The following is a 20,203-nucleotide window of genomic DNA, read 5'->3' as shown; positions in this document are numbered from 1 at the left end:
CCGTCATGCTCCACCGCCGCCTGCGCGGCGCGGTGAGCGTGATGACGGCTACCTTTATCGCCACGGTCGGGCTGGCGGTGTTGGTGTCGATCGACATCGGCAACCTGTTCTATCAGCAGCGCGCGCTGCAACGCTCGGCCGATCTGGCGGCGATGGCCGCCGTGCAGCGGCTTGACCTGCCGACCGCCGCACAACAGGCGGTGGTGCAGAACGGACTGACAGTGGATGGCACCAATGTCACGCTGGCGGTCGTGCCGGGCGTTTGGGATGCCAGCGCGGGCACTGCGCCCACGTACTTCACCGCGCAGGCGGCCGTTGACGGCAACACCAACGCAGCGCAGGTGACGGTCACACAGAACGTGCCGTATTTCTTCATGGTGGGCCAGCGGCAACTGACAGCGACGGCGATTGCGAAGAACACGCCGATTGCATCGTTTTCGTTAGGTTCCGGTCTGGCAGCCGTCGACGGAGGGCTACTTAATCAGCTACTAGGAAGCCTTCTTGGTAACGCCAATCCTTTGAGCCTTAGTTTGGTCTCGTACCAAGGGCTGGCGAACACGAACATTCGTGTTTCTGACCTGATGGCGGCTGTCGGTGTGGGTACGGTGCAGCAACTCTTGTCAGCGCAGTTGACCTTGACGCAGTTTTTCAACGCGGTCATCGCGGCGGGTGCACAGAACGGATTGGTCGGTGTCTCGGCTGGTACTGTAGCCGCGCCGGATACGCTGGTGCTTGGCCCACTGTTGAGCGGCACAACCATCAATATGGGAAACAGTGCAGGCACGCCTGGTGTCCTTCAACTGCTAGCGGATGTGGGGAACGATCAGTCGGCGGCCGATGCGACATTGAACGTGCTCGATCTGCTGATGACGGCTGCACAGATTGCCAATTCGCAGAATGGTGTAGCGGTTTCCACGAACCTGGGATTGCCTGGTGTCGCCGGCCTCCCGGGCCTCGTGAATGTCGGTTTGTCGCTCAAAATCATTCAGCCGCCTGTGATCGCGATCGGCCCTCCCGGAACCGATGGATCTGGAAACTGGCGTACGGTGGCGCGCACGGGGCAGGTGAGTCTGGGCTTGAATGTTTCGGCTTCAGTGCTTGGAATTGTCAACATCAATGTCCCTATCGGGCTCATTGCTGCCGGTGCAAATGCGCACTTTGAAGCTGCGCATTGTCCTGTGCCCCGCAGCGGCATTTCCGCCGATTTTGGTGGGCAGATAGCCCCCGTATCGCTTTGCATTGCCAACGGATCCGCCACGGCTGCCAGTAGTGTCAGCAGCTATTCGTGCTCTTCCACGCCAGCGGTTGTGTTGCAAGCCTTGGGCGTTGACGTGATATCGCTACAAGCCAACATCGCGCCCGCAGCCAGTGCTGGTTGGACACCTGACCCCACCACCTTGACCGTTGGACAGACTACTCGCGTCTCAGGCACTGGAACTTTCTTTGCCTCGATTCTGAACGATACGAATCAAGTGAAACTTCAAGTTCTCGGCTCGGGCGTTCTAAACCTGTTGGGACTTTCAGATTTGATCGTTCGAGCGACGCTTGGCCTTGTCGGCCAGACACTCGACGCTGTGTTGTCACCTCTACTCGAAGTCCTCGGCATCCAACTCGGCTACGCCGACATCAAACTTCTCTCGCTCGACTGCGACGCCGTCGAGTTGGTTTACTGACATGGAAGCGACGACATGAAAACCGATCGCTGGACGTACGAAACGCTTGAGATTTTTGTCTGGGAAGGCCGCCACGACATTGCCGATCGTGTGGCACGGTTCATGGCGCCGTTTGGGGCGGAGGTGATCCGCGCGGGCGGCATCGACTTCCAGCCGGCCGAGCCTCGGCTGAAGCCGGCGGTGGCGGTGATCAGCGCGTCGGTGGTGGAAAGCGGAGGCTTTACGGTGCTCGACTGGCAGGCCGCGCAAGGCATGCCGGTGATCTGGGTGGCGGCGGATACGCAGCATGATTCGAGCCGCTTCCCCCCCGAATACACGCACGTGCTTGGGCCCGACTTTGGCGCGACCGAGCTCCGTGCGCAGATCAGCAAGGTGTTGCCGTCGATGTCGTCTGCGCAGGCTCAGGCGCACGATCAGAGCGACCTCGTGGCTGCATCGCCGGCCATGCACGGGTTGCTGGAGCACGTCGATACCTTTGCCGATTGCGACAGCAACGTCATGCTTTACGGCGAAACCGGCGCCGGCAAGGAACGCATTGCGCGCCTGCTGCACGACAAGAACAGCGTCTACGGCAAAGGGCCGTTCGTGGCAGTCAACTGCGGCGCGATTCCCGACGGGCTGTTCGAATCGCAGTTCTTCGGCCATGCCAAGGGCGCGTTCACGGGCGCCATGTATGCGCACCGCGGCTACTTCGAACAGGCCAACGGCGGCACGCTGTTCCTCGATGAGCTGGGCGATCTGCCGCTGTATCAGCAGGTGAAGCTGTTGCGTGTGCTGGAAGACAGCGAATGCACGCGGCTGGGCTCGACGGTGCCTGTCAAACTGGATTTCCGGCTGGTGGCCGCCACCAACAAGAACCTGCGCGAGATGGTCGCCACGGGCAAATTCCGCGCAGATCTGTACTTCCGCCTGGCTGTGATCGAGTTGCGCATCCCCAGCCTGGAGCAGCGCGGGGCGGATGACAAGATCGCGCTGCTGCTTTCCTTCCTGCGGCACTTGCTCGGCGACAAAACCTTTGATGCCATGCCGCCGGTGCCGGAATGGGTGCGGGCGTCGGTCAGTCGGGCTTACTTTGCCGGCAATGTGCGTGAGCTGCGCAATCTGGCCGAGCGCATCGGCATCACCCTGCGCCAGTTCGGCCGCTGGGACGAAGCCCGCATCCTGCCGCTATTCGCCGGCTTGCAGCGCGATGCTTTCGAGCGCGAAGGCGGCAATGGCGAGCGCGGTAGCGGTGGAAATGGCAGCAGTGGTGGCGAGGAAGAGCGTCGACGTATCTTGGCCGCGCTGGACTCCAACAACTGGCGCCGCCAGGACACCGCCGCCACGCTGGGCATCAGTCGCAAGGTGCTGTGGGAAAAGATGCGCAAATACCAGATTGCCGACGGCGAAGCCGAGCTGCGCGAGCTGGAGTGATGCCATACAACACCCTACTGCGCGGCGGGTGCCCGGCGCGCCACTCCGGCGGCGGATCGCGTATAGTTTTCGGCTGCAACACCTGCGCAGAATCCACAGGGTCGAGATGAGAACAAAACAACAATCAGGGAAAGCGTCGCACCAGACGTTTCAGAGGGGATTGGCCATCGCGGCCGCAGTCGCAGTGATGGCCGGTACGGCCGCCTGCACATCGGCCGTAGCGCAGAGCCCAGCCGCACCGCCCACAGGCATTGCACCCATTGCTGCCGCCGCGCCCGTGCCGGCGTTGACCGCCACGGTTGGCCAGCCGGCGGCAGCTGCACCCGCCGCCAGCGCGCCAGCCACGCCCGGCAGCGCGGCTCGCACCGGAGGTCCTGCTCCCACCAGCGCGGTATTCGAGCTGCAACAGCGCATGCAGGCGCACGAGCTGTCGGAGCTGCGTACTACATACAACGGGGCCTACGGCGCCAGCCTGCTGTTTGCCCAGAGTGACCTGACGTACTACGTCACGCTGTTCCAGCAGAAAGACCTCTGGCGCGTCATCAAGACCACCAACGAAGCCTTTGCCGAACGCCTGTACAACGACTTCGCCAAGCAGACCCGCACGATGGCCGATCTGGAGCTGCAGCGCATCCGCCTGGAAGCCCAGAAAGAGCGTTCCGAGCGCCAGATTGCTGCCCAGCAGGAAAGGCTCCGTGGTCTGAAGACCGACCTGGACATTCAGCGTCAGCAGCAGGCCCAGGCACAGGAACGGCAGAAGACTGCTCGCACGGAAGCCGAAGCGCTGGATATCGAACGCCGTGCCGCCCGCGCCCGCGTAGACGAATTGCAGCGTCAGATCCGCGAACTCGAAGCGCAGGTCAACGCGCCGTTCAGTCCACAGCCGCGCCGTCGCTGATTCAACGCTTCACCTCATCCCCAGATCGGGCGGCCCACGGGTCGCCCGATTCACTTTTAGGCGCCGGCATTCAAACATGGCGACTTTGTTTGATACCGGGCGGGGCGGCGCGTACATTGGCGGACAATCCATTTTCGCAGTCGACCGCGCATGCGTTCCGCCTCCGAGTTACCCGCCAATGCTTCACCCGCAGCGGCGGAGCCCATCCCGCAGCCCAAGGGCTTGCCGTGGCTGGGCAACCTGCTTCAACTTCCCAAAGACCGTCTGGCCCAGACGCTCCTGGAAACCAGCCGGCAGTTTCCCCAAGGCCTCTACCAGCTCGACTTTGCCGGGCGGCGCGTGCCGTTTGTCTATTCCGCCGATCTGGTGGCCGAACTATGCGATGAAACGCGCTTTCGCAAGCTGATCGGCCCGCCGCTGTCGTTTCTGCGGGCGGGGGCGGGCGATGGCCTCTTCACCGCGCATCAGGACGAGCCGAACTGGGGAAAGGCGCATCGCATTCTGCTGCCGGCCTTCAGCCAGCGCGCGATGAAGGGTTACTTCGACGTCATGCTCGAAGTGGCCAATGCGCTGGCCGACAAATGGGCGCGCCAGGGGCCCGACGCCGATATCCCCGTGGCCGACGACATGACGCGGCTCACGCTCGACACCATCTCGCTGGCGGGCTTCGGATACCGCTTTGATTCGTTCAACACGCCGGAGCTGCATCCGTTCCTGGCGGCCATGGTGGGCGTGCTGTCCGAAGCCATGGGCAAGCTCACACGCCTGCCGCTCAAAGACCGCTTCATGCGCGAGCACCATCGCCGGTTCGCGCACGACGTGGCCGCCATGCACCAATTGGTGGACGAGGTGATCCGCGCCCGCCGTCAGGCAAAAGATGGCGGCCTCGGCGCGAGTGACTTGCTTGGGTTGATGCTCAACGCCCGCGATCCGGTGTCGGACGAGCCTTTGGATGACACGAACATCCGCTTCCAGGTCATCACCTTCCTGATTGCCGGGCATGAAACCACGAGCGGCCTGCTGACCTTCGCGCTCTACATGCTGCTGCGCCATCCTGCGGTGCTCGCGCAGGCGTACGCCGAGGTCGATCGCGTGCTGCCGGGCGATACCGTGCCGCAATATGCGCACCTCGCGCAGCTCGACGTGATCGAGCGTGTGTTGAAGGAAACGCTGCGCCTGTGGCCGACCGCCCCGAGCTTTGGCGTGGCGCCCTACGAAGACACGCGCATTGGCGGTCGCTACGCCATCCGCAAGGACCAGCGCGTGGTGACCGTGCTGCTGGCCCTGCACCGCGACCCGGCGGTGTGGGACCGCCCAGAAGTCTTCGATATCGACCGTTTCCTGCCTGAGAACGAAGCCAAGCTTCACCCACACGCCTACAAGCCCTTCGGCAACGGTGAGCGCGCCTGCATCGGCCGCCAGTTTGCGCTGACCGAAGCCAAGCTGGCGCTGGCGGTGATCCTGCAGCGCTTTGCATTGTCCGACCCGTACGACTACGGCTTCCACATCAAGGAAACGCTGACGCTCAAACCCGACGGTTTCCGCCTGCGCGCGCGGCTGCGCAATGCGCGGGAGCGGTTGTCGATCGCCATGCCTTCGCGCACCGAGGTGGCCACACAAGACGACGCCGAAGCCGCACTCGCCGGCGGCGGCGAACCGATGCATGTGTTGTACGGCGGCAGCCTTGGCACCTGCCAGGACATCGCCGAGCAGCTTGCCGCCACCGCATCGCGCGCCGGCTTCGACGCCAAGGTGGCGCCGCTGGACACGATTGCCGACGCGCTGCCGCAGCAGGGCGTGCTGATCGTGGTGGCCGCTACGTATAACGGCCGTGCGCCGGACAGCGCCCGCACGCTGGAAGCTCGGCTCGATGCTGCCGATGCGCTCGCCCGGCAGGCAACAGGATTGCGCTACGCCGTGCTTGGCTGCGGCAACTCGCAATGGCCCGCGTTCCAGGCGTTTCCAAAGCGGGTGGAGGCGATGCTCGCGGCAGCCGGCGCACAAGCCATCGTGCCGCGCGGAGAGGCTGACGGCAACGCCGGTTTCGATGCCGCCGTCGATGCCTGGACGCGCGGCCTGTGGAGCGCCCTGGGCGCCCGCCAGTCACAAGCCGATGGCCCCTCCGTCCACGTCGACTATCTCGCTCCCGATGCCGTGCGCGCCGCCACACTGCCGCCCGCCGCCCGCGCGATGCAGGTGCTCGCCAACGAAGAACTCGTCAGCGACCCCACCGGCCTCTGGGACTTCGCACAGGAAGCGCCACGCGGCCCCACGCGCCACCTCACCGTGCGGTTGCCTGACGGTATGACCTACGCCACTGGAGACCACCTCGCCGTCTATCCGCGCAATGCGGCCGACCGTGTCGACACAGCCATCGCGCGGCTTGCGCTCGAGGGCGACGCGCTCGTCACGCTGACCGCGCGCCATGCACACGTGCGGCACTTGCCGCTCAACCAGGCGGTGTCCGTGCGCCAGTTGCTGCGCGATTTCGTCGAGCTGCAAGACACCGCCACCGTGCGCGACATCACCGCGCTGCACGCTGCTACGCGCTGTCCGTTCACGCGAGGTCAGCTTGCCGTCTGGCTGGAAGGCGATGATGCAGCTCAACGCTTCGACCAGGACATCCAAACCGCACACGTGAGCGTGCTCGATCTGCTGATGCGCTTCCCGGCGATTGAACTGACGCTGGAGGCGTTTCTCGCGCGGCTTGGCGCGATGCGGCCGCGCTTCTATTCCATTGCGTCGTCGGCGCATGTGTCGCCGGGTGTGGCAGCGCTGACGGTGGGCATGGTGTCGGGGCCGGCATGGTCTGGGGTAGGCACATATCGCGGGACGGCATCGAACTATCTGATGACGCTGCGTGCAGGCGCAGAGATCGCTGCTGCCGTGCGCACGCCCAACCCGCCGTTTGCACCGGACGCGGATACCGGTAAGCCGATGGTGCTGATCGGCGCCGGAACGGGCATCGCGCCGTTCCGTGGCTTCCTGGAAGAGCGCGCCGCGCGGCAGGCGGCCGGCGAGGCGGTGGCAACGTCGTTGCTGTGCTTCGGCTGCCGCCACCCCGAGCACGACTTCCTCTACCGCGACACCTTGCGCGCGTGGGAAAACGCAGGCGTGGTGCGCGTCTTCCCGGCGTATTCATGCGTGGCAGATCATCCGCATCGCTTCGTGCAGCATGCGCTGTGGGATGCGCGCGAAGCCGTGTGGGCGGCGTTCGATGCCGGCGCCACGTTGTACGTGTGCGGCGACGGCCGTGCGATGGCGCCGGCGGTGCGCGACACGCTGATCCGCATGCACCAGGCGCGCTACGGTAGCGACCTGGCGACCGCGTCGGACTGGTTGACGGCGCAGATGCAATCCGGCCGCTACCGCCAGGACGTCTTCAACTGAGGCCGCCGATAAGGCGCTGATAGGGCGCCGATAGCGGGCGTGGGTGTTGCGGCACTGCCGCATTGACGGCCCCGCTTGAGCAGCGACGCGGGTGCCCCATGTTACGATTTGCCCCTCGGAGCACCGCGCTTTTGGCCCAGCGACGCCCTGTCAGGCGCGTCCGGCGCAGCGGCTCCACGAGGAGAAATGAAAATGTGGCGCCGAATCAAAGCGTCCTGGATGGCGATCTTTCTGGTCACCCTGCTGGGTGTCGGGTACTTGTGGATGTACCGTTTTGAGCCGCTGCTCTCTGGCGAGGCCGGCAGCGATGTGTTCGTGTGGGACCGCTGGACCCACCGTGTCTGTGCGCTGACCGACAACGGCGAAGCCACCGAGTGGCGGTGCGATAACGCCATGGAAACCGACGGCTCCAGCAGCAACACCAACTCGGATGTCTCGATACGGAAACGCATGCGCGACGCCGTCCAGCGCATCAAGCTGTAAATCCCACGCCCGCCGTTCGTTGCGGGCGTTTTTCTTTCCCTGATTGCTATCCCCTGCTGGGTTTAGCCGCGTCCACCAGTTCTGGCGAGGGCACGGGCGGCAGCTTGCGCACCTGCGCAGTTTCCATGCGGCCCTGACGCTGGAACGGCCCAAGGTTTTGGGGCTGGCCGGATTCCAGCGCGCGCTCAATGGCGGCCAGTACGCGCACGTCGGCCAGGCCTTCTTCGCCGTTGGGTTCGGGCTCGCGGTTGCGGAGGATGCAATCGGAAAAGTACTGCAGCTCGCCGCCAAACTGATCCGTCGCGTCAAACGCTTGTTCGTGCGTCTTGCCGTCGATTGTGGCGCGGTATTTCAGCCCCACGCCAAACATGAAGCCGGGTGAGACTTCCAGGTCTCCCTTGGTGCCGAGGATGCGGTACTGATCGATGCTCGCACCGCTGTAGCTGACCACGAACTGTGCGACGCGGTGGTCGGCAAAGCGCAGCGTTACGCTGACGGTGTCATCGAAGTTGAAGGGCAGATCGGGGTCGCGAACCCCGCAGGCTGAAACCTCCACCGGCTCTTCGCCAAACAGATTGCGCACCGCGTTGATGGGGTACACGCCCATGTCCGACACAGGCCCGGCCCAATAGCCATGGCTGGCGCGGTGGTTGGACGGCGCCACCGATTGGCTGAACATGGCCGAGAACGCCCGGATGCGCCCGAGCTTGCCTGCGCGCACCAGCTCAATGGCGGCCAGCGTGGCGGGCTCGAAATGCAGCCGGTAGGCAATCATCAATTTTGCGTTGCCGTTGCGGGCTGCTTCGATCATCGCTTCGCAATCGGCTTCGCTGGTGGCCATGGGCTTTTCAAGCAGGACGTGGATGCCACGCTGCAGGGCGGGCAGGGCGTACTGCCGGTGCATGTCGTTGGGCAGCGCGAGGTAGATCGCGTCGATATCTCCGGAGGTGAGCAACTGGTCGTAGTCGGCATAACCGTGCACGTGCTCGATGCCGTAGCGGTCGGCCAGTGCCGTGGCTTTGACCTCATCGCCGGTAACTAGCGCGGTGACGACGGAGTTGCCGCTCTGTGCCACGCCCGGCAGAAACGCGGCCTGTGAAATCCAACCGGCGCCGACCACGGCATAACGTACAGGACTCTGGACGGTACGTGCAGGAGCGGCTTGCGGCTCACGTTCGGCCTCATGAAAAGCGGTAGACATGACAATTCCTTTGCAATCGTTGCGCACGGGGGCATGCCGATGCCGTGGTGCGGCGCGCTCGGCCGTGCGGGTTCTAACTGACTAAGCAAAGGCGGTGCCCGGTGAGCGCAAAAGGCGTCACACCGGGCCCTATTGGGGCGCCGTACGGGGCGCTCAGGCGTGCTCGGCGCGGCTGTCGGCCGGGGCTTCGGCGCGCTCGGTCATGCCGTAGTCGCGCATCACATGGGCGATGCGCAGCCGATAGTCGGCAAATGCGTGGTCGCGGCCGGCGTGCTGGGCGCCGCGGTGCTGCTCCATGTTGCGCCAGGCCTTGACGGCCTCTTCATCACGAAAGAACGACAGCGACAGCATCTTGTCGGGGTTGGTGATGCTCTGGAAGCGCTCCACCGAGATAAAGCCGTCGACCTGCTCAAGCAGCGGCTTCAACCGCGCGGCGAGGTTGAGGTAGGTGTCGCGCTGGCCCGGTGCGGGCTCGACTTCGAAGATGACGGCGATCATGGCAAGGCTCCAGTGAGGTGTGGGGTGTTTTTGCAGCGGTTTCGTTCTCGGCAATTTCAAGCGTGAAAGCTGGGGATACGCGCGTTGGGCGACGGGCGATACGCCACCTCACCAAGGCTGGCAAGCCACCGGTCGATATCTGACAGGCTCAGCAGATGCAGCACCGTTTCGCGCGCGATGGTGGTTGCCAATGCGTCGGCGGGGCAGCGGTGCGCGCCGCGGCCGAACGTCCACAGATGCGGCTTTGCACGGTCGATGTCGAAGCGTAGTGGGTCCGGGTTGGCCGTGCCGTCCACGTTGGCGGCGGCCAGTAGCACCAGGATCTTGTCACCCGCACGCAGCGACTGGCCGACCAGCACAACATCGTGCGCGACAAAGCGGCGCGTGTTCTGCACGGGCGCATCGCGGCGCAGGACCTCGCGCACGAAGGGCTCGATGGCATGCGGTTGCGCGCGCAGCCGTGTTGCCAATCCCGAGTGCCGCGACAGCGCGACGATGCAGTTGCCGAGCAGTCCGGCGCAGGCGTCGTAGGTTTGCGCAAGCAGGGCGGCGAGGTTGGTGATTTCCGCGTCGCCGTCATCAGCAACGCTAGCGAGCGGTGAGTCGGTAAAGCGGCGCTGCAGGCGGTCGACTGCGGCATCAGCTTGTGCAATGGCTGCTGCGCTGGCACCGGGGCCGAGCGCGGCGAGGTACGCGGCAATGTCAGCCTGGCAGGCAGGCGCATCGGCGTGATCGCCCAGCAGCGTCTGCGCGATCGTGGCGAGTGGCACGGCGAAGTGAGCATCGGTCTCCAGCGCCGCGTGCAGATGCGTTGCATCGGGCAGCGCAGTGCGAGCATGCCGCTGCGCGCGGCTGGCCAGCGCCAACACATCCAACTGGCCCAGCGCGGCCATCACCTTGGCCTTGCGCGCGCTGTGGTCCGGCCCGTCGATCTGACGCACGAGGCGCCCGAAGAATGCGCCCGTGGGCGTCGCGGCCACGGCCCTGGGCACGGGTTCATCGGCCGGCCGTACGCGGCAGGCAGCGCTGCCGAGTACAGCGTCCACGGCTTCGGCACTGGCTGCGACCCACCACCCGAGGGCGGCATCGAAGAAGAACGGGCGGTTGGCCGCAAGTTCGGCGTAATAGGGGGCCGGGTCGGCATGCGCGATAGCTTGCAGCGCATCGGCGGGCGGGGCGATGTCCAGGGCAGTCATCAGCGTGGGGCGCGGGAGTAAGATGGCTCCCATTGTCTGGACTGCCCGCCCGCCTGTCACGCGCCAACAGTTTGGTCTCCATCGAACCATGACCGCATCTTCCTCAGCCACCGAATCGACAACTCAGCCTGACATCGGCCGCGTGGCCGCCACCATTGGTGATCCAACCCGCATCCGCATGCTGCTGCTGTTGATGGAAGGCCGCTCGCTTACCGCCAAGGAGCTCGCTTACGGCGCGGGCGTGGAGCCAGCGACGGCCAGCGCGCACTTGCGCCGGCTTGAGGCAGATGCGCTCATCACCTCGCTATCCAGCGGGCGCTACAAATACTTCGGGCTGCGCTCGCCGGCGGTGGCGGAGATGATCGAATCGTTGCTGGTGGTCGCACCTGAAAAGCCGGCCGACCCACGACGCTCGACCGTGCCTGAAAACTTGCGTGCGGCGCGCCTGTGTTATGACCACCTGGCCGGTCAGCTTGGCACGGAGGTCTCGGAGAAACTACTGTCGCGCGGCTGGCTGACGCAGCTCGATGACACGCACGGCGCCTATGAGGTTACGCCCGAGGGTGAGCAGGCGCTGGCCGCCATCGGCGTCGATGTGAACGCGTTGCGCAACGGCCGACGCCGCTTTGCTTACGGTTGCATGGATTGGAGCGAGCGGCGCCCGCATCTGGCCGGCGCGCTCGGAGCCGCCGTGGCAGAACGCTGCATCGCACTGGGGTGGCTGGCGCGGCAGAAGCATTCGCGCGCACTGAGCATGACCGAAGCCGGGCAGCGCGAATTGCATGCGTGGCTGCACACGGCGTAGGTGCGTGCAGCCCGAGTTAGCTGGCGTTGCGGATCGCTTTTACGTAGTCCCGCTGGAACACGCACATGCGCAAGGCGTTGTGGTACGCACCGTTGCTGAAGAACTCCTCGATCAGTTCGCCTTCGCGCTGGAAGCCGCATTTTTCGTACACGTGGATCGCGCGTTCGTTCACCACGTCTACAACGAGATACAGCTTGTGCAAATTCAGCACCATGAATGCATAGTCGATGGCCAGTCGCGTTGCTGTTGACGCATAGCCGTGACCTTGCCAGCTGGGCGCGATGATGATCTGGAATTCGCCGCGGCGGTGGATGTAGTTCAGCTCCATCAACTCGACCAGACCCACGGCTTCGCCGGCATCGTTCTCGCAGATGAAGCGGCGCTCGCGCTGGTCGTGCACGTGGCGGTCGTAGAGTTGTGAGAGTTCAGTGAAGGTTTCGTACGGTTCTTCGAACCAGTAACGCATGATCTTCGCGTCGTTGTTCAGCTCGTGCACGAAGCGCAGGTCATTGCGCTCCAGCGGGCGCAGGGAAAGGTCGTGGGATTTTTCGATGACCATGGTGTTGTCCTTGTTGTGTTGAGGCGCCCGACATCGCGTCGACGTCCCTACAGTGTCAGCAAGGACGTGTCGCCGCGGATGCCTGTTTGCGCTGCGGTTGCGCGCGTCGGCGCCGATCCAGATAAAGCCACCACCCCGTTGCTGCAAACACCGGCAGCATCAACGCTCCGACCAACACTAGCACGATGCCGATCGGCCCGAAATAGCGTCCATTGTGAAGCGGCAACATGCCTGCCAGCAGGCGTTGCATTGGCGGCTTTGCTGCGAAGGATTCGTTGCGGAGGACGGCTCCGGTGCTGGCGTCCAGCGTCAATCGATTGAAGGCGCGGTCGTGCGGTGCATTGACCGGCAGCCAGTTGATATCGACCTTGCCCGTGCGGGCATCGTCGATGCGGAGGGTGGCCGTTTCATAGTTCGACGCGTTGATGAGGAAAGCGTTCCACGTGCGCTCAATTGCCGCATCTTCGAGTGGTTGTCGCAGGCCCTCCACCGGTTTTGCCTTGGCTACAAGCGGCATGCCGGCCAGGCGCTGCAGGCCGTCGCGGTACCAGTCATACGCCCAATACAGGCCGCTGAAGGCGGCCAGCACATACAGCGGCAGCACCAGCGTTCCGATGACGGTATGTACATCCCACCAGCGGATGCGGCCTGCGCGGCTCCAGCGGATGACGAGCCAGCTTCGCCAATTCGTTACGCGGCGCGGCCAACGCAGATACAAGCCGGAAAGGGCCATGACGGCGAGCCCAATCGTGCTCGCTCCTACGATCTGCTTGCCGATCTCATCGGCAAGCAAGGTGCGGTGCAGCAGCTTGACGGTGGCGAAGAAGCGCTGCCCGCGCGCTTCGGGCAATAACGTGCCGGTTGCGGCATCGATGTAGCGCAACTCCCCACGGCTGCTGCCGCCGTGTTTGCCGGGCGGCCACGCATACCAGACGCGCCACGGCTCTGTTGGGTCGGATGCGGCGGTGATGAAAGTGACAGGACGCTCGGGCATGGCGGCGCGCGCCTGCGCAGCCACCTGCGGCAGAGTTGGCGCAGGGCCGGTGCGCGCGGGCAGGCTGAGCACGCCGGGGTTGAGCGCCCGCAGCAGTTCGTCTTCGTAGGCCATCAGCGCGCCAGTGACGCCAACGACGGCCAGCACCATACTGGCTGACAACCCGATCAGCCAGTGCAGGCGGAAGAGTATCCGTCGCAGCATCGCGTTTGCCACTTACAGCCGCTTACATCTTGTAGCGCACGCCGAGCAGCGCCATGCGCGGGGCACCCGGCATGTTGTAGTTCTCGGCGCCGCCGTGAGCCGACACGTAGTACGCGCGGTTGAACAGGTTCTGCAGATTCAGCGTGACATCAACGTGCTTGCTGCGATAACCGGCGCCCAGGTCGACGGTCATGTAGCCGGGCAGCGTCGTCAGGTTGTACTGCGATGCGTAACGCGCAGCTTCCGCACGCACGCCGCCGGCCACGTAGAAGCCGTTCGGCAGATCGTGCTTCAGCCATACCGAGCCGCTATGCCGCGGCGTGAGGGACGGCTGGTTGCCGTTGACCGCCACGCTGCCACTGCGGTCGTTCGGGTTCTCCAGGCGGCCGTTCAGGTAGGCATAGCTCGCCATCAGCGACCAGGTTTTCACAATCTCGCCCGTGAACGACAGCTCCAGGCCGCGCGTGCGCTGCGTGCCGATGGGCACACCCAGCAGCGTGACGGGATCCGCCGCCGTCAGGTTCGTCTGCTTCATGTCGAACAGTGCGGCCGTGACGCTTGCACCGGCCGAGAGGTCGTACTTGGCGCCGATCTCGTAGTTCGTGGTCGATTGCGGGGCCAGCGCGCCGCTGTTCGGGAAGAACGTGAAGCTATCCGCCAGCGGCTGGAACGAGCGGCTGTACGACGCGTACAGCGAAAGCGGCTCGATCGGGTGATACACAACGCCCAGGCGCGGGCTGACCGGCTTGTCGGTGCGAGACAGATCCACATTGCGCGCGGTCAGGTCGTCGCGGCTTTGCTTGAGGATTTCATAGCGCAGGCCGGCGAGCACCGTCCATTGCGGCGAGAACTTGATCAAGTCCTGCACGTACGCCGCATACGTCTCGTTGTGCGAGAGGCCGTAGTTGGTCGGCACGGCGTTGCCGGGTACGGTCGGCAACACCTGCAGCGTCGGGTTGAAGAGGTTGTAGGTCGTGCTGCCCGGCGCAGCGGCCACGCGGTCGCTCTTGTCCTGGTAACCCAGCTCGATGCCGTACAGCAGCGTGTGCTGGATGCCCCAGGTCTCGGCCTTCTGCGTCAGCTCGTTCTGCCACAGCGTGCCGCGGTCGCTGCGGTTGCGCTGGTTGACGGTGAGGGTGACAGTCGGGATCGGCCCATCGGTGACGCGGCTGACGGTCGTATAGTTGTTGCGGCCGAGCGAGTATTCGTAGTTGCGCACCACGCTGTGGAACGACCATTTGTCGTTGAAGCGGTGGTCTAGCGTGCCGGTCACGCTCTTGACAGTGGACTCCACGTTGCCGGCAGCGGCATTGGCGGAGCCATAGCGCGTTTCGATCGGCACGTCGACCGGGCGGCCGTGGTACGACGGTACGCCCTGATCGGCAATGCGCTTGTCGTGCAGGTAGTCGAACTGCACCGTCAGCTTGGTATCTGGCGCGAGATTGAACAGGAACGACGGCGAAATCGCTTGGCGGCGCAGGAAGTAGTCGTTGCGGAAACCGCCCGAATCCTCCACCGCGCCGGTGATGCGCGCGCGGATGGCGTCGTCGTTGATGGACGTGTTCAGGTCGAACTCCGCACGCTTCTGGCGCTCGGTGCCCACCACCACGCCCACCTCGGCCAACGGCGTCGCCAGCGGTTTCTTGGTCACGCGATTGATGATGCCGCCCGACGAGCCACGCCCATACAGCACGGCCGCCGGGCCCTTCAGCACTTCAATGCGATCGACGTTGGAGAGATCGCGGAAGTAAAGCGAGTCATCGCGCAGACCGTCGACGTACTGGTCATTGATCGACGAGAAACCGCGAATGGTCACCTGGTCACGCTGCGCGTCGCCCAGCGAGGCCGACACACCCGGCACGTTGCGCAGGGTGTCGTTGATCGACAGCGCGCCCTGGTCCTGGATCACTGCGCGCGGCACGACGTTCACCGACTGCGGAATCTCGCGCAACGGCACGGGAATCTTCGTGGCGGTGTTCGCGATGGGCGTGTCGTAGCTCGTGCTGGTGCGCGTACCCTTGACCGTGGACGTCGGCAACGTGCCGGCGTCGGCTGCGGCAACGGTATCGGCGGCAGTTGCCACCTGGGCAAACGGCAGCGTTCCAAGGACGGCCAGAGACAGGCACAAACGTTTCGGCGGCATTGCAGTTCCCGTAAAGTGAAAAGTAGGGCGCGACTCCCTCCCCCGAGGTTGGCGCCTTCAGAATGTGAAGACGCAGATAATAATGAGAACAATTCCTATTTACAAGAGAGTTAAGGCGAGCTTTTGACGAGGGGCAACGTTTGCCGATCTTGTGCGCCGCAATTTTTCATGGCATACCGCGATGTTTCAGGCACCAAGTTGCGCCATAACCGTCTCATTTGCCGGATTTCTGCCATCTTTCTGATATGTCGCATTCATCACACCAGATGCCGTTGAGAGCCGCCTTGGTGGGCTACGGCTACGCCGGCAAGCTGTTTCACGCCGCGTTGATCGACGCCACGCCCGGGCTGCATTTGCAGGTCATCGGCTCCAACCGGCCAGACGCCGTGCATGCGGATCGGCCTAATGCCGTGGTCTGCACGCCCGAGGCGGCGGCAACGCATGCGGAAGCCGACCTCGTTGTCATTGCCGCGCCCAACGACCGTCACGCACTGCTGGCCGAAGCTGCGTTGCGCGCAGGCAAACATGTCGTGGTGGATAAGCCGTTTACCGTCACGCTGGCAGAGGCGCGGCATCTGGCTCGGGCGGCGCGTGAAACGGGGCGCGTGCTGTCGGTCTTTCAGAACCGCCGCTGGGACAGCGATTTCCTGGCCGTGCAAGCCGCGATTGCCGGTGGCGCCATCGGCAAAGCCATGCACGTCGAGGCGCATTTCGACCGCTATCGTCCGCAGGTACGTGCGCGCTGGCGCGAGCAGGCGGGGCATGGCACGGGCATCTGGTTCGATCTTGGCCCGCACCTGATCGACCAGGCGCTGCAACTGCTCGGCCTGCCGGATGCGGTGAGTGCCTCGTTTGCACGCCAGCGGCCGGGCGCCGAAACGCCGGACTGGGCGCACGTCGTGCTGGAAGTGGGCGAGCGCCGAGCAGTCCTTCACGCGAGCATGTTGGTGGCGGGCGGCTCGCCGCGCTGGGTCGTCCATGGCACGCGCGGTTCGTTCATCAAGCGCCGGATGGACCAGCAGGAAGCGCAACTGCTAGCCGGCATGCAGCCCGGCGCGCAAGGCTGGGGTGTGGACGATGACGCGGGCCTGCTGATCGACGGCGCAACCTCGACCGAAACCCGCATTGCAACGCCCGCAGGCGACCAGCGCGCCTACTATGCCGCTGTGCGCGACGCCATCCTCGGCCTGCGCGCGAACCCTGTCCCGCCCGTGCAGGCTGTGGCTGTCATGGCCGTGCTCGAAGCCGCCGTGGCCGCTGCCGAAACCGGCACGGCTGTCGTGCCGGACCTGACCGATGCTGAACGTGCGGATTGGCTGGCCTCGCGGGAGACCGCCTCGTGAACGGCGTCGTCATCCTGTTGCTGGTGGCGGGCGGTTTGCTCGCTGTGGTGGCGCTGGTGCAGATGCTGGCCTCGCGGCTGACGTTGCCGGAATCGACATTGCTGGCGCTGGCAGGCATTGGCATCGGCGGCGCCTATGTGATCGTGCAGAACAGCGCGCCGGCCTCCGCGGCCACGTTCTTCGCGCCGCTCGTCGATCCGAGTTGGCCGGCAGAGGCGTATCTGTGGCTGTTCCTGCCGCCGCTGCTGTTTCAGGCAGCGCTGTCGGTTGATGTGCGGAGCATGGCGCCGGATGCCGCACCGATCCTGATGCTGGCCATCGTGGCCGTGGTGGTCGCCACGGGCGTGATCGGGCTCGCGGCGGCCGCTGTCACGCCGTTCGGCATCGTCACGTGCCTGCTGCTCGGCGCGATGATTGCCACGACCGATCCATCCGCTGTGATTGCGGTATTTCGCGACGTGGGTGCGCCGGCACGGTTGATCCGCCTGGTGGAGGGCGAGGCACTGCTCAACGACGCCGCGGCCATTGCCATCATGGGCGTGCTGCTCGCAATGCTGACGGGGCACGGCGGTGATGCCTCCGTCGGCACCGGCCTGCGTGAACTGGCCAAGGCGTTCGGGGGCGGCGTGGTGTTCGGATTGATTGCCGGGCGCATCGCCGCATTCCTGCTGCCGGCGTTGCGTGGCATTGCTCAGGCCGAAGCCGCCTGGACGCTGGCGCTGCCGTACCCGCTGTATCTCGTGGCCGAAAACATGCTGGGCGCGTCGGGCGTGGTGTCGGTGGTGTGCGCGGGGCTGGTGATTGGCGCGCTGGGGCGCACGCGCTTGACGCCGCGCAACTGGTCGCACCTGCAACTGATCTGGGAGCAGATTGCTGCGCTGGCCGGGGCGGTGGTCTTCTTGCTGGCTGCGGTGCGGGTGCCGGAGTTGTTGCACGGCGTGGTGTGGAAAGACGCGCTATGGCTGGCGGTGATCGTGCTGGCTGCACTTGCTGCGCGCCTTGCGGTGCTGTTCGGTCTGTTGCCCGCGCTTGCGTGGCTCAAGCTCTCCGCGCCGGTCAGTCATGCCTATAAGCTGGCGATTGCATGGGGCGGCCTGCGTGGTGCTGTCACGTTGGTGCTGGCGCTAGGTGTGGCGGAGAACCAGGCAGTGCGCGAGGCGGATCGCCATTTCGTCACCATCCTCGCCACCGGCTTTGTGCTGGTGAGCGTGCTCTTCAATGGCGCCACGCTGCGCTGGGTGATGCGCCAGTTGGGGCTGGATCAGTTGTCGCCGCAAGAGCAGGCCCTGCAAGGCCAGGCGCTGAACATGTCGACAGAGGAAGTGGAATCGACCATGCGCCGCATCGGCGGGCATTTCCATTTCACTTCGGGTGCGACGGATCAGGCAGCGGAGGTGTATCGGCGGGAGGTCGCGGCCGGCGCGGTCGAGCTGAACCTTGAGGAAGCGCTGTCCGAACGCGAGCGCCTGACCATCGGCCTTGTTTCGCTCGCCACGCGTGAGCGCGAGTTGATTCCCGAGTACGGCAACGGCCTCGTCTCCATCCGCAACCTTGACGCGATGATGCGCAACACCGCGGACATGATCGACGCGGCGCGCACGGAGGGGCGTCTTGGCTACAAGCGTGCATCGCGGCGCATCCTGGCCAAGCACGCCGGCTACCGGTTCGCGGTCTGGCTGCACCGCGTGGTGCATATCGACCGCCCGCTGGCCAACGCGCTGGCCGATCGCTTTGAATTGCTTATTTGCCGCCAGACGGTGTTGGAGCGCTTGCGCGCGTACAACCGTGCATCGCTGCAACCTGTGCTCGGCGAGCGCATGGCAGACCTGCTCGACGGTGTGTTGATTGCTCGGATCGAGGCGGCGGAAGAGGGCTTGGCCGAGCTGCGCGAGAAGTTTGGCGACTACAGCGCCGCTCTGGAAAAGCGTCTGCTCGTGCTGTTCGCGCTCTACATCGGCCAGAGCAAGATCGACACGATGCTGGCCGAAACGGTGATCTCGAAAGAGGTCTACAAGCAGATCAGCGCGGTGATCCGCCGTGCATGGACGGCCGCGCTGCCGCGGCCGCCGCTGTCGACTGCATTGCACATGCCGGCCGCACGGAAGTAGTGCGACTCGGAGAATTCAGCGGCGAACAGCTCAGAGCCGCTTGTCTTCCCGCTCCACGCCCGGATGGCGGTGGATGTCATGCGTGACGAAGCCCGTGTCGTTATCGGGCATCTCCAGCCACTCCGGGTGCGAGAGCGATTCGCGAATATCCGCCAGGCCCGAAGCCCAGTGGTCGCGCATGGTCGACGGCCCGAACTGGATGTCCTTGCCCGGCCCTTCGTGTTCCTTGGCAGCGTAGATGAGGTGGAAGACGTTGTAGCGCTTGGTACAGGCCATCTCCTGCGCGTGCTTGTACCACTGCGTGCGCTCGAACTCCTTGGGCGGCAGGTGATCGAGCAGCTTGCGCATGAGCCGGCGCGTGGATTGCGAACGCTCCATCCAGTCGGTAGTAAGCCGCGTGCGGCTGGAGTACTGCAAGTCCTTCTGTCGGCTGGCCACGCCGATCATCGTGTTGGGCACCGGCCCCAGCGCGCTCCAGAGGTCTACCTGAAACACCAGCGTGTCGCGGCGCGGCTTGGTGCCCAGCACATACGACAGCGGCGTGTTGGAGACCACACCGCCGTCCCAGTAATACTCGCCGTCGATCAGCACGGGCGGAAAGCCCGGCGGCAGCGCGCCCGATGCCATGAAGTGCTCTGCGCGCAGACGGCGCTCGGTGTTGTCGAAGGCTTCCAGGTTGCCCGTGCGGACGTTCACGGCGCCCACTGACACGCGGATGCCGCCATCGTTGATGCGGTCGAAATCGCACAGGCGTTCCAGCGTTGCCTTGAGCGGCGTGGTGTCGTAATAGCTGGCTTCGAGCGGGTCGACTTCGTTGGCTGGCAGTGGAGCGGGAAAGCGCGGTGTAAAAAAGCCGCGCTGGCCCTCAAGCAGCGTATCGGCGGCTTGCATGGCGGTCAGCCATTTCCGCAGATGCGCATTGCCGTCAAACCAGGCGTTTTCCAGGATGTCAGGCAGCGGCGGCGAGAACGTCGGCTGCGTGATGATCTGCCAGAACTCACGCAGCTTCGCTTGCCGATGCTCGGGCGCATTGCCGGCAATGATGGCCGTATTCAGCGCCCCGATGGAGATGCCCGCAATCCAGTTCGGCACGATGCCGGCTTCGTCCAGCCCTTCGAACACGCCGGCCTGGTACGAGCCAAGCGCGCCGCCGCCTTGCAGCACCAGCGCGATGTTCTCGTACGCCGGCAGCACGATGCGCTGTGCCGTGGTGAGCGGTGCATCTGCCGGGCGCGATGATTCTGCCGGTGTGGGCCGCTTGCTTGCGGCCACGCGTAGTTTGGGTGCGGGCATAT

Annotated in this window: 15 protein-coding genes; 8 read left to right on the top strand and 7 right to left on the bottom strand. The window is 64.8% G+C overall.

Annotation, left to right across the window (positions count from 1 at the left end):
• The first annotated feature begins 5 nt into the window (after positions 1-5).
• The 5 genes from M1D44_RS21845 to M1D44_RS21825 all read left to right on the top strand — a co-directional run bounded on the left by M1D44_RS21845 (position 6) and on the right by M1D44_RS21825 (position 7,857).
• On the top strand, positions 6-1,673 hold the full coding sequence (locus M1D44_RS21845) for a TadG family pilus assembly protein (RefSeq protein WP_316852429.1): 1,668 nt from the start codon (positions 6-8) through the stop codon (positions 1,671-1,673).
• A 15-nt stretch (positions 1,674-1,688) separates the two neighbouring features.
• The gene (locus M1D44_RS21840; protein ID WP_024978695.1) at positions 1,689-3,086 is read left to right on the top strand and encodes a sigma-54-dependent Fis family transcriptional regulator; all 1,398 of its coding nucleotides are present in this window, start codon (positions 1,689-1,691) and stop codon (positions 3,084-3,086) included.
• Between the two features lie 106 nt (positions 3,087-3,192).
• Complete coding sequence (locus M1D44_RS21835; RefSeq protein WP_316852428.1) at positions 3,193-3,984, top strand: DUF2968 domain-containing protein; 792 nt, start codon at positions 3,193-3,195, stop codon at positions 3,982-3,984.
• A 150-nt stretch (positions 3,985-4,134) separates the two neighbouring features.
• Positions 4,135-7,374 carry a bifunctional cytochrome P450/NADPH--P450 reductase gene (locus tag M1D44_RS21830; RefSeq protein WP_316852427.1) on the top strand — a complete coding sequence of 1,080 codons (3,240 nt, stop codon included), beginning with the start codon at positions 4,135-4,137 and terminating at the stop codon, positions 7,372-7,374.
• A 192-nt stretch (positions 7,375-7,566) separates the two neighbouring features.
• A complete protein-coding gene (locus M1D44_RS21825) occupies positions 7,567-7,857 on the top strand; it encodes a hypothetical protein (RefSeq protein WP_004627354.1) in 291 nt (96 codons plus the stop codon).
• 46 nt (positions 7,858-7,903) lie between these two features.
• On the opposite strand, the gene M1D44_RS21820 is transcribed toward M1D44_RS21825, so the two are convergent.
• The 3 genes from M1D44_RS21820 to M1D44_RS21810 all read right to left on the bottom strand — a co-directional run bounded on the left by M1D44_RS21820 (position 7,904) and on the right by M1D44_RS21810 (position 10,752).
• Entirely contained in the window at positions 7,904-9,058 is a 1,155-nt protein-coding gene (locus tag M1D44_RS21820; RefSeq protein WP_316852426.1) for a Gfo/Idh/MocA family protein, read from the bottom strand.
• Positions 9,059-9,211: 153 nt separating this feature from the next.
• Positions 9,212-9,556, bottom strand: coding sequence for an antibiotic biosynthesis monooxygenase family protein (locus M1D44_RS21815; RefSeq protein ID WP_024978700.1), 345 nt, complete (start codon positions 9,554-9,556; stop codon positions 9,212-9,214).
• 56 nt (positions 9,557-9,612) lie between these two features.
• On the bottom strand, positions 9,613-10,752 hold the full coding sequence (locus tag M1D44_RS21810) for a cytochrome P450 (protein WP_316852425.1): 1,140 nt from the start codon (positions 10,750-10,752) through the stop codon (positions 9,613-9,615).
• A gap of 88 nt (positions 10,753-10,840) precedes the next feature.
• Between M1D44_RS21810 and M1D44_RS21805 the strand changes: the two genes are divergently transcribed.
• Positions 10,841-11,557 (top strand): ArsR/SmtB family transcription factor, encoded by a 717-nt coding sequence (locus M1D44_RS21805; RefSeq protein WP_024978702.1) that lies wholly within the window; start codon positions 10,841-10,843, stop codon positions 11,555-11,557.
• A 16-nt stretch (positions 11,558-11,573) separates the two neighbouring features.
• Here M1D44_RS21805 and speG read toward each other — a convergent pair whose 3' ends face one another.
• The 3 genes from speG to M1D44_RS21790 are packed head-to-tail and all read right to left on the bottom strand — an operon-like array spanning position 11,574 to position 15,457.
• Positions 11,574-12,116 (bottom strand): spermidine N1-acetyltransferase, encoded by a 543-nt coding sequence (gene speG, locus M1D44_RS21800; RefSeq protein WP_112188080.1) that lies wholly within the window; start codon positions 12,114-12,116, stop codon positions 11,574-11,576.
• 55 nt (positions 12,117-12,171) lie between these two features.
• Positions 12,172-13,314, bottom strand: a complete 1,143-nt coding sequence (locus M1D44_RS21795) for a PepSY-associated TM helix domain-containing protein (protein WP_316852424.1) — start codon at positions 13,312-13,314, stop codon at positions 12,172-12,174.
• A 22-nt stretch (positions 13,315-13,336) separates the two neighbouring features.
• Positions 13,337-15,457 (bottom strand): TonB-dependent receptor, encoded by a 2,121-nt coding sequence (locus M1D44_RS21790; RefSeq protein ID WP_316683108.1) that lies wholly within the window; start codon positions 15,455-15,457, stop codon positions 13,337-13,339.
• A 266-nt stretch (positions 15,458-15,723) separates the two neighbouring features.
• Here M1D44_RS21790 and M1D44_RS21785 point away from each other — a divergent pair, with 266 nt between their 5' ends.
• Together M1D44_RS21785 and M1D44_RS21780 are read left to right on the top strand one after the other, a co-directional pair.
• Positions 15,724-16,800, top strand: coding sequence for an oxidoreductase (locus M1D44_RS21785; RefSeq protein ID WP_316852423.1), 1,077 nt, complete (start codon positions 15,724-15,726; stop codon positions 16,798-16,800).
• Complete coding sequence (locus M1D44_RS21780; RefSeq protein ID WP_112188072.1) at positions 16,797-18,908, top strand: cation:proton antiporter; 2,112 nt, start codon at positions 16,797-16,799, stop codon at positions 18,906-18,908. Before M1D44_RS21785 ends, M1D44_RS21780 begins: the two co-directional genes overlap by 4 nt.
• 30 nt (positions 18,909-18,938) lie before the next feature.
• On the opposite strand, the gene M1D44_RS21775 is transcribed toward M1D44_RS21780, so the two are convergent.
• Positions 18,939-20,201, bottom strand: a complete 1,263-nt coding sequence (locus M1D44_RS21775) for a DUF3734 domain-containing protein (protein WP_024978708.1) — start codon at positions 20,199-20,201, stop codon at positions 18,939-18,941.
• Between the last annotated feature and the right edge of the window lie 2 nt (positions 20,202-20,203).

It is taken from the genome of Ralstonia sp. SA306, assembly GCF_054792405.1.
This window is presented reverse-complemented; position numbering and strand designations above follow the sequence as displayed.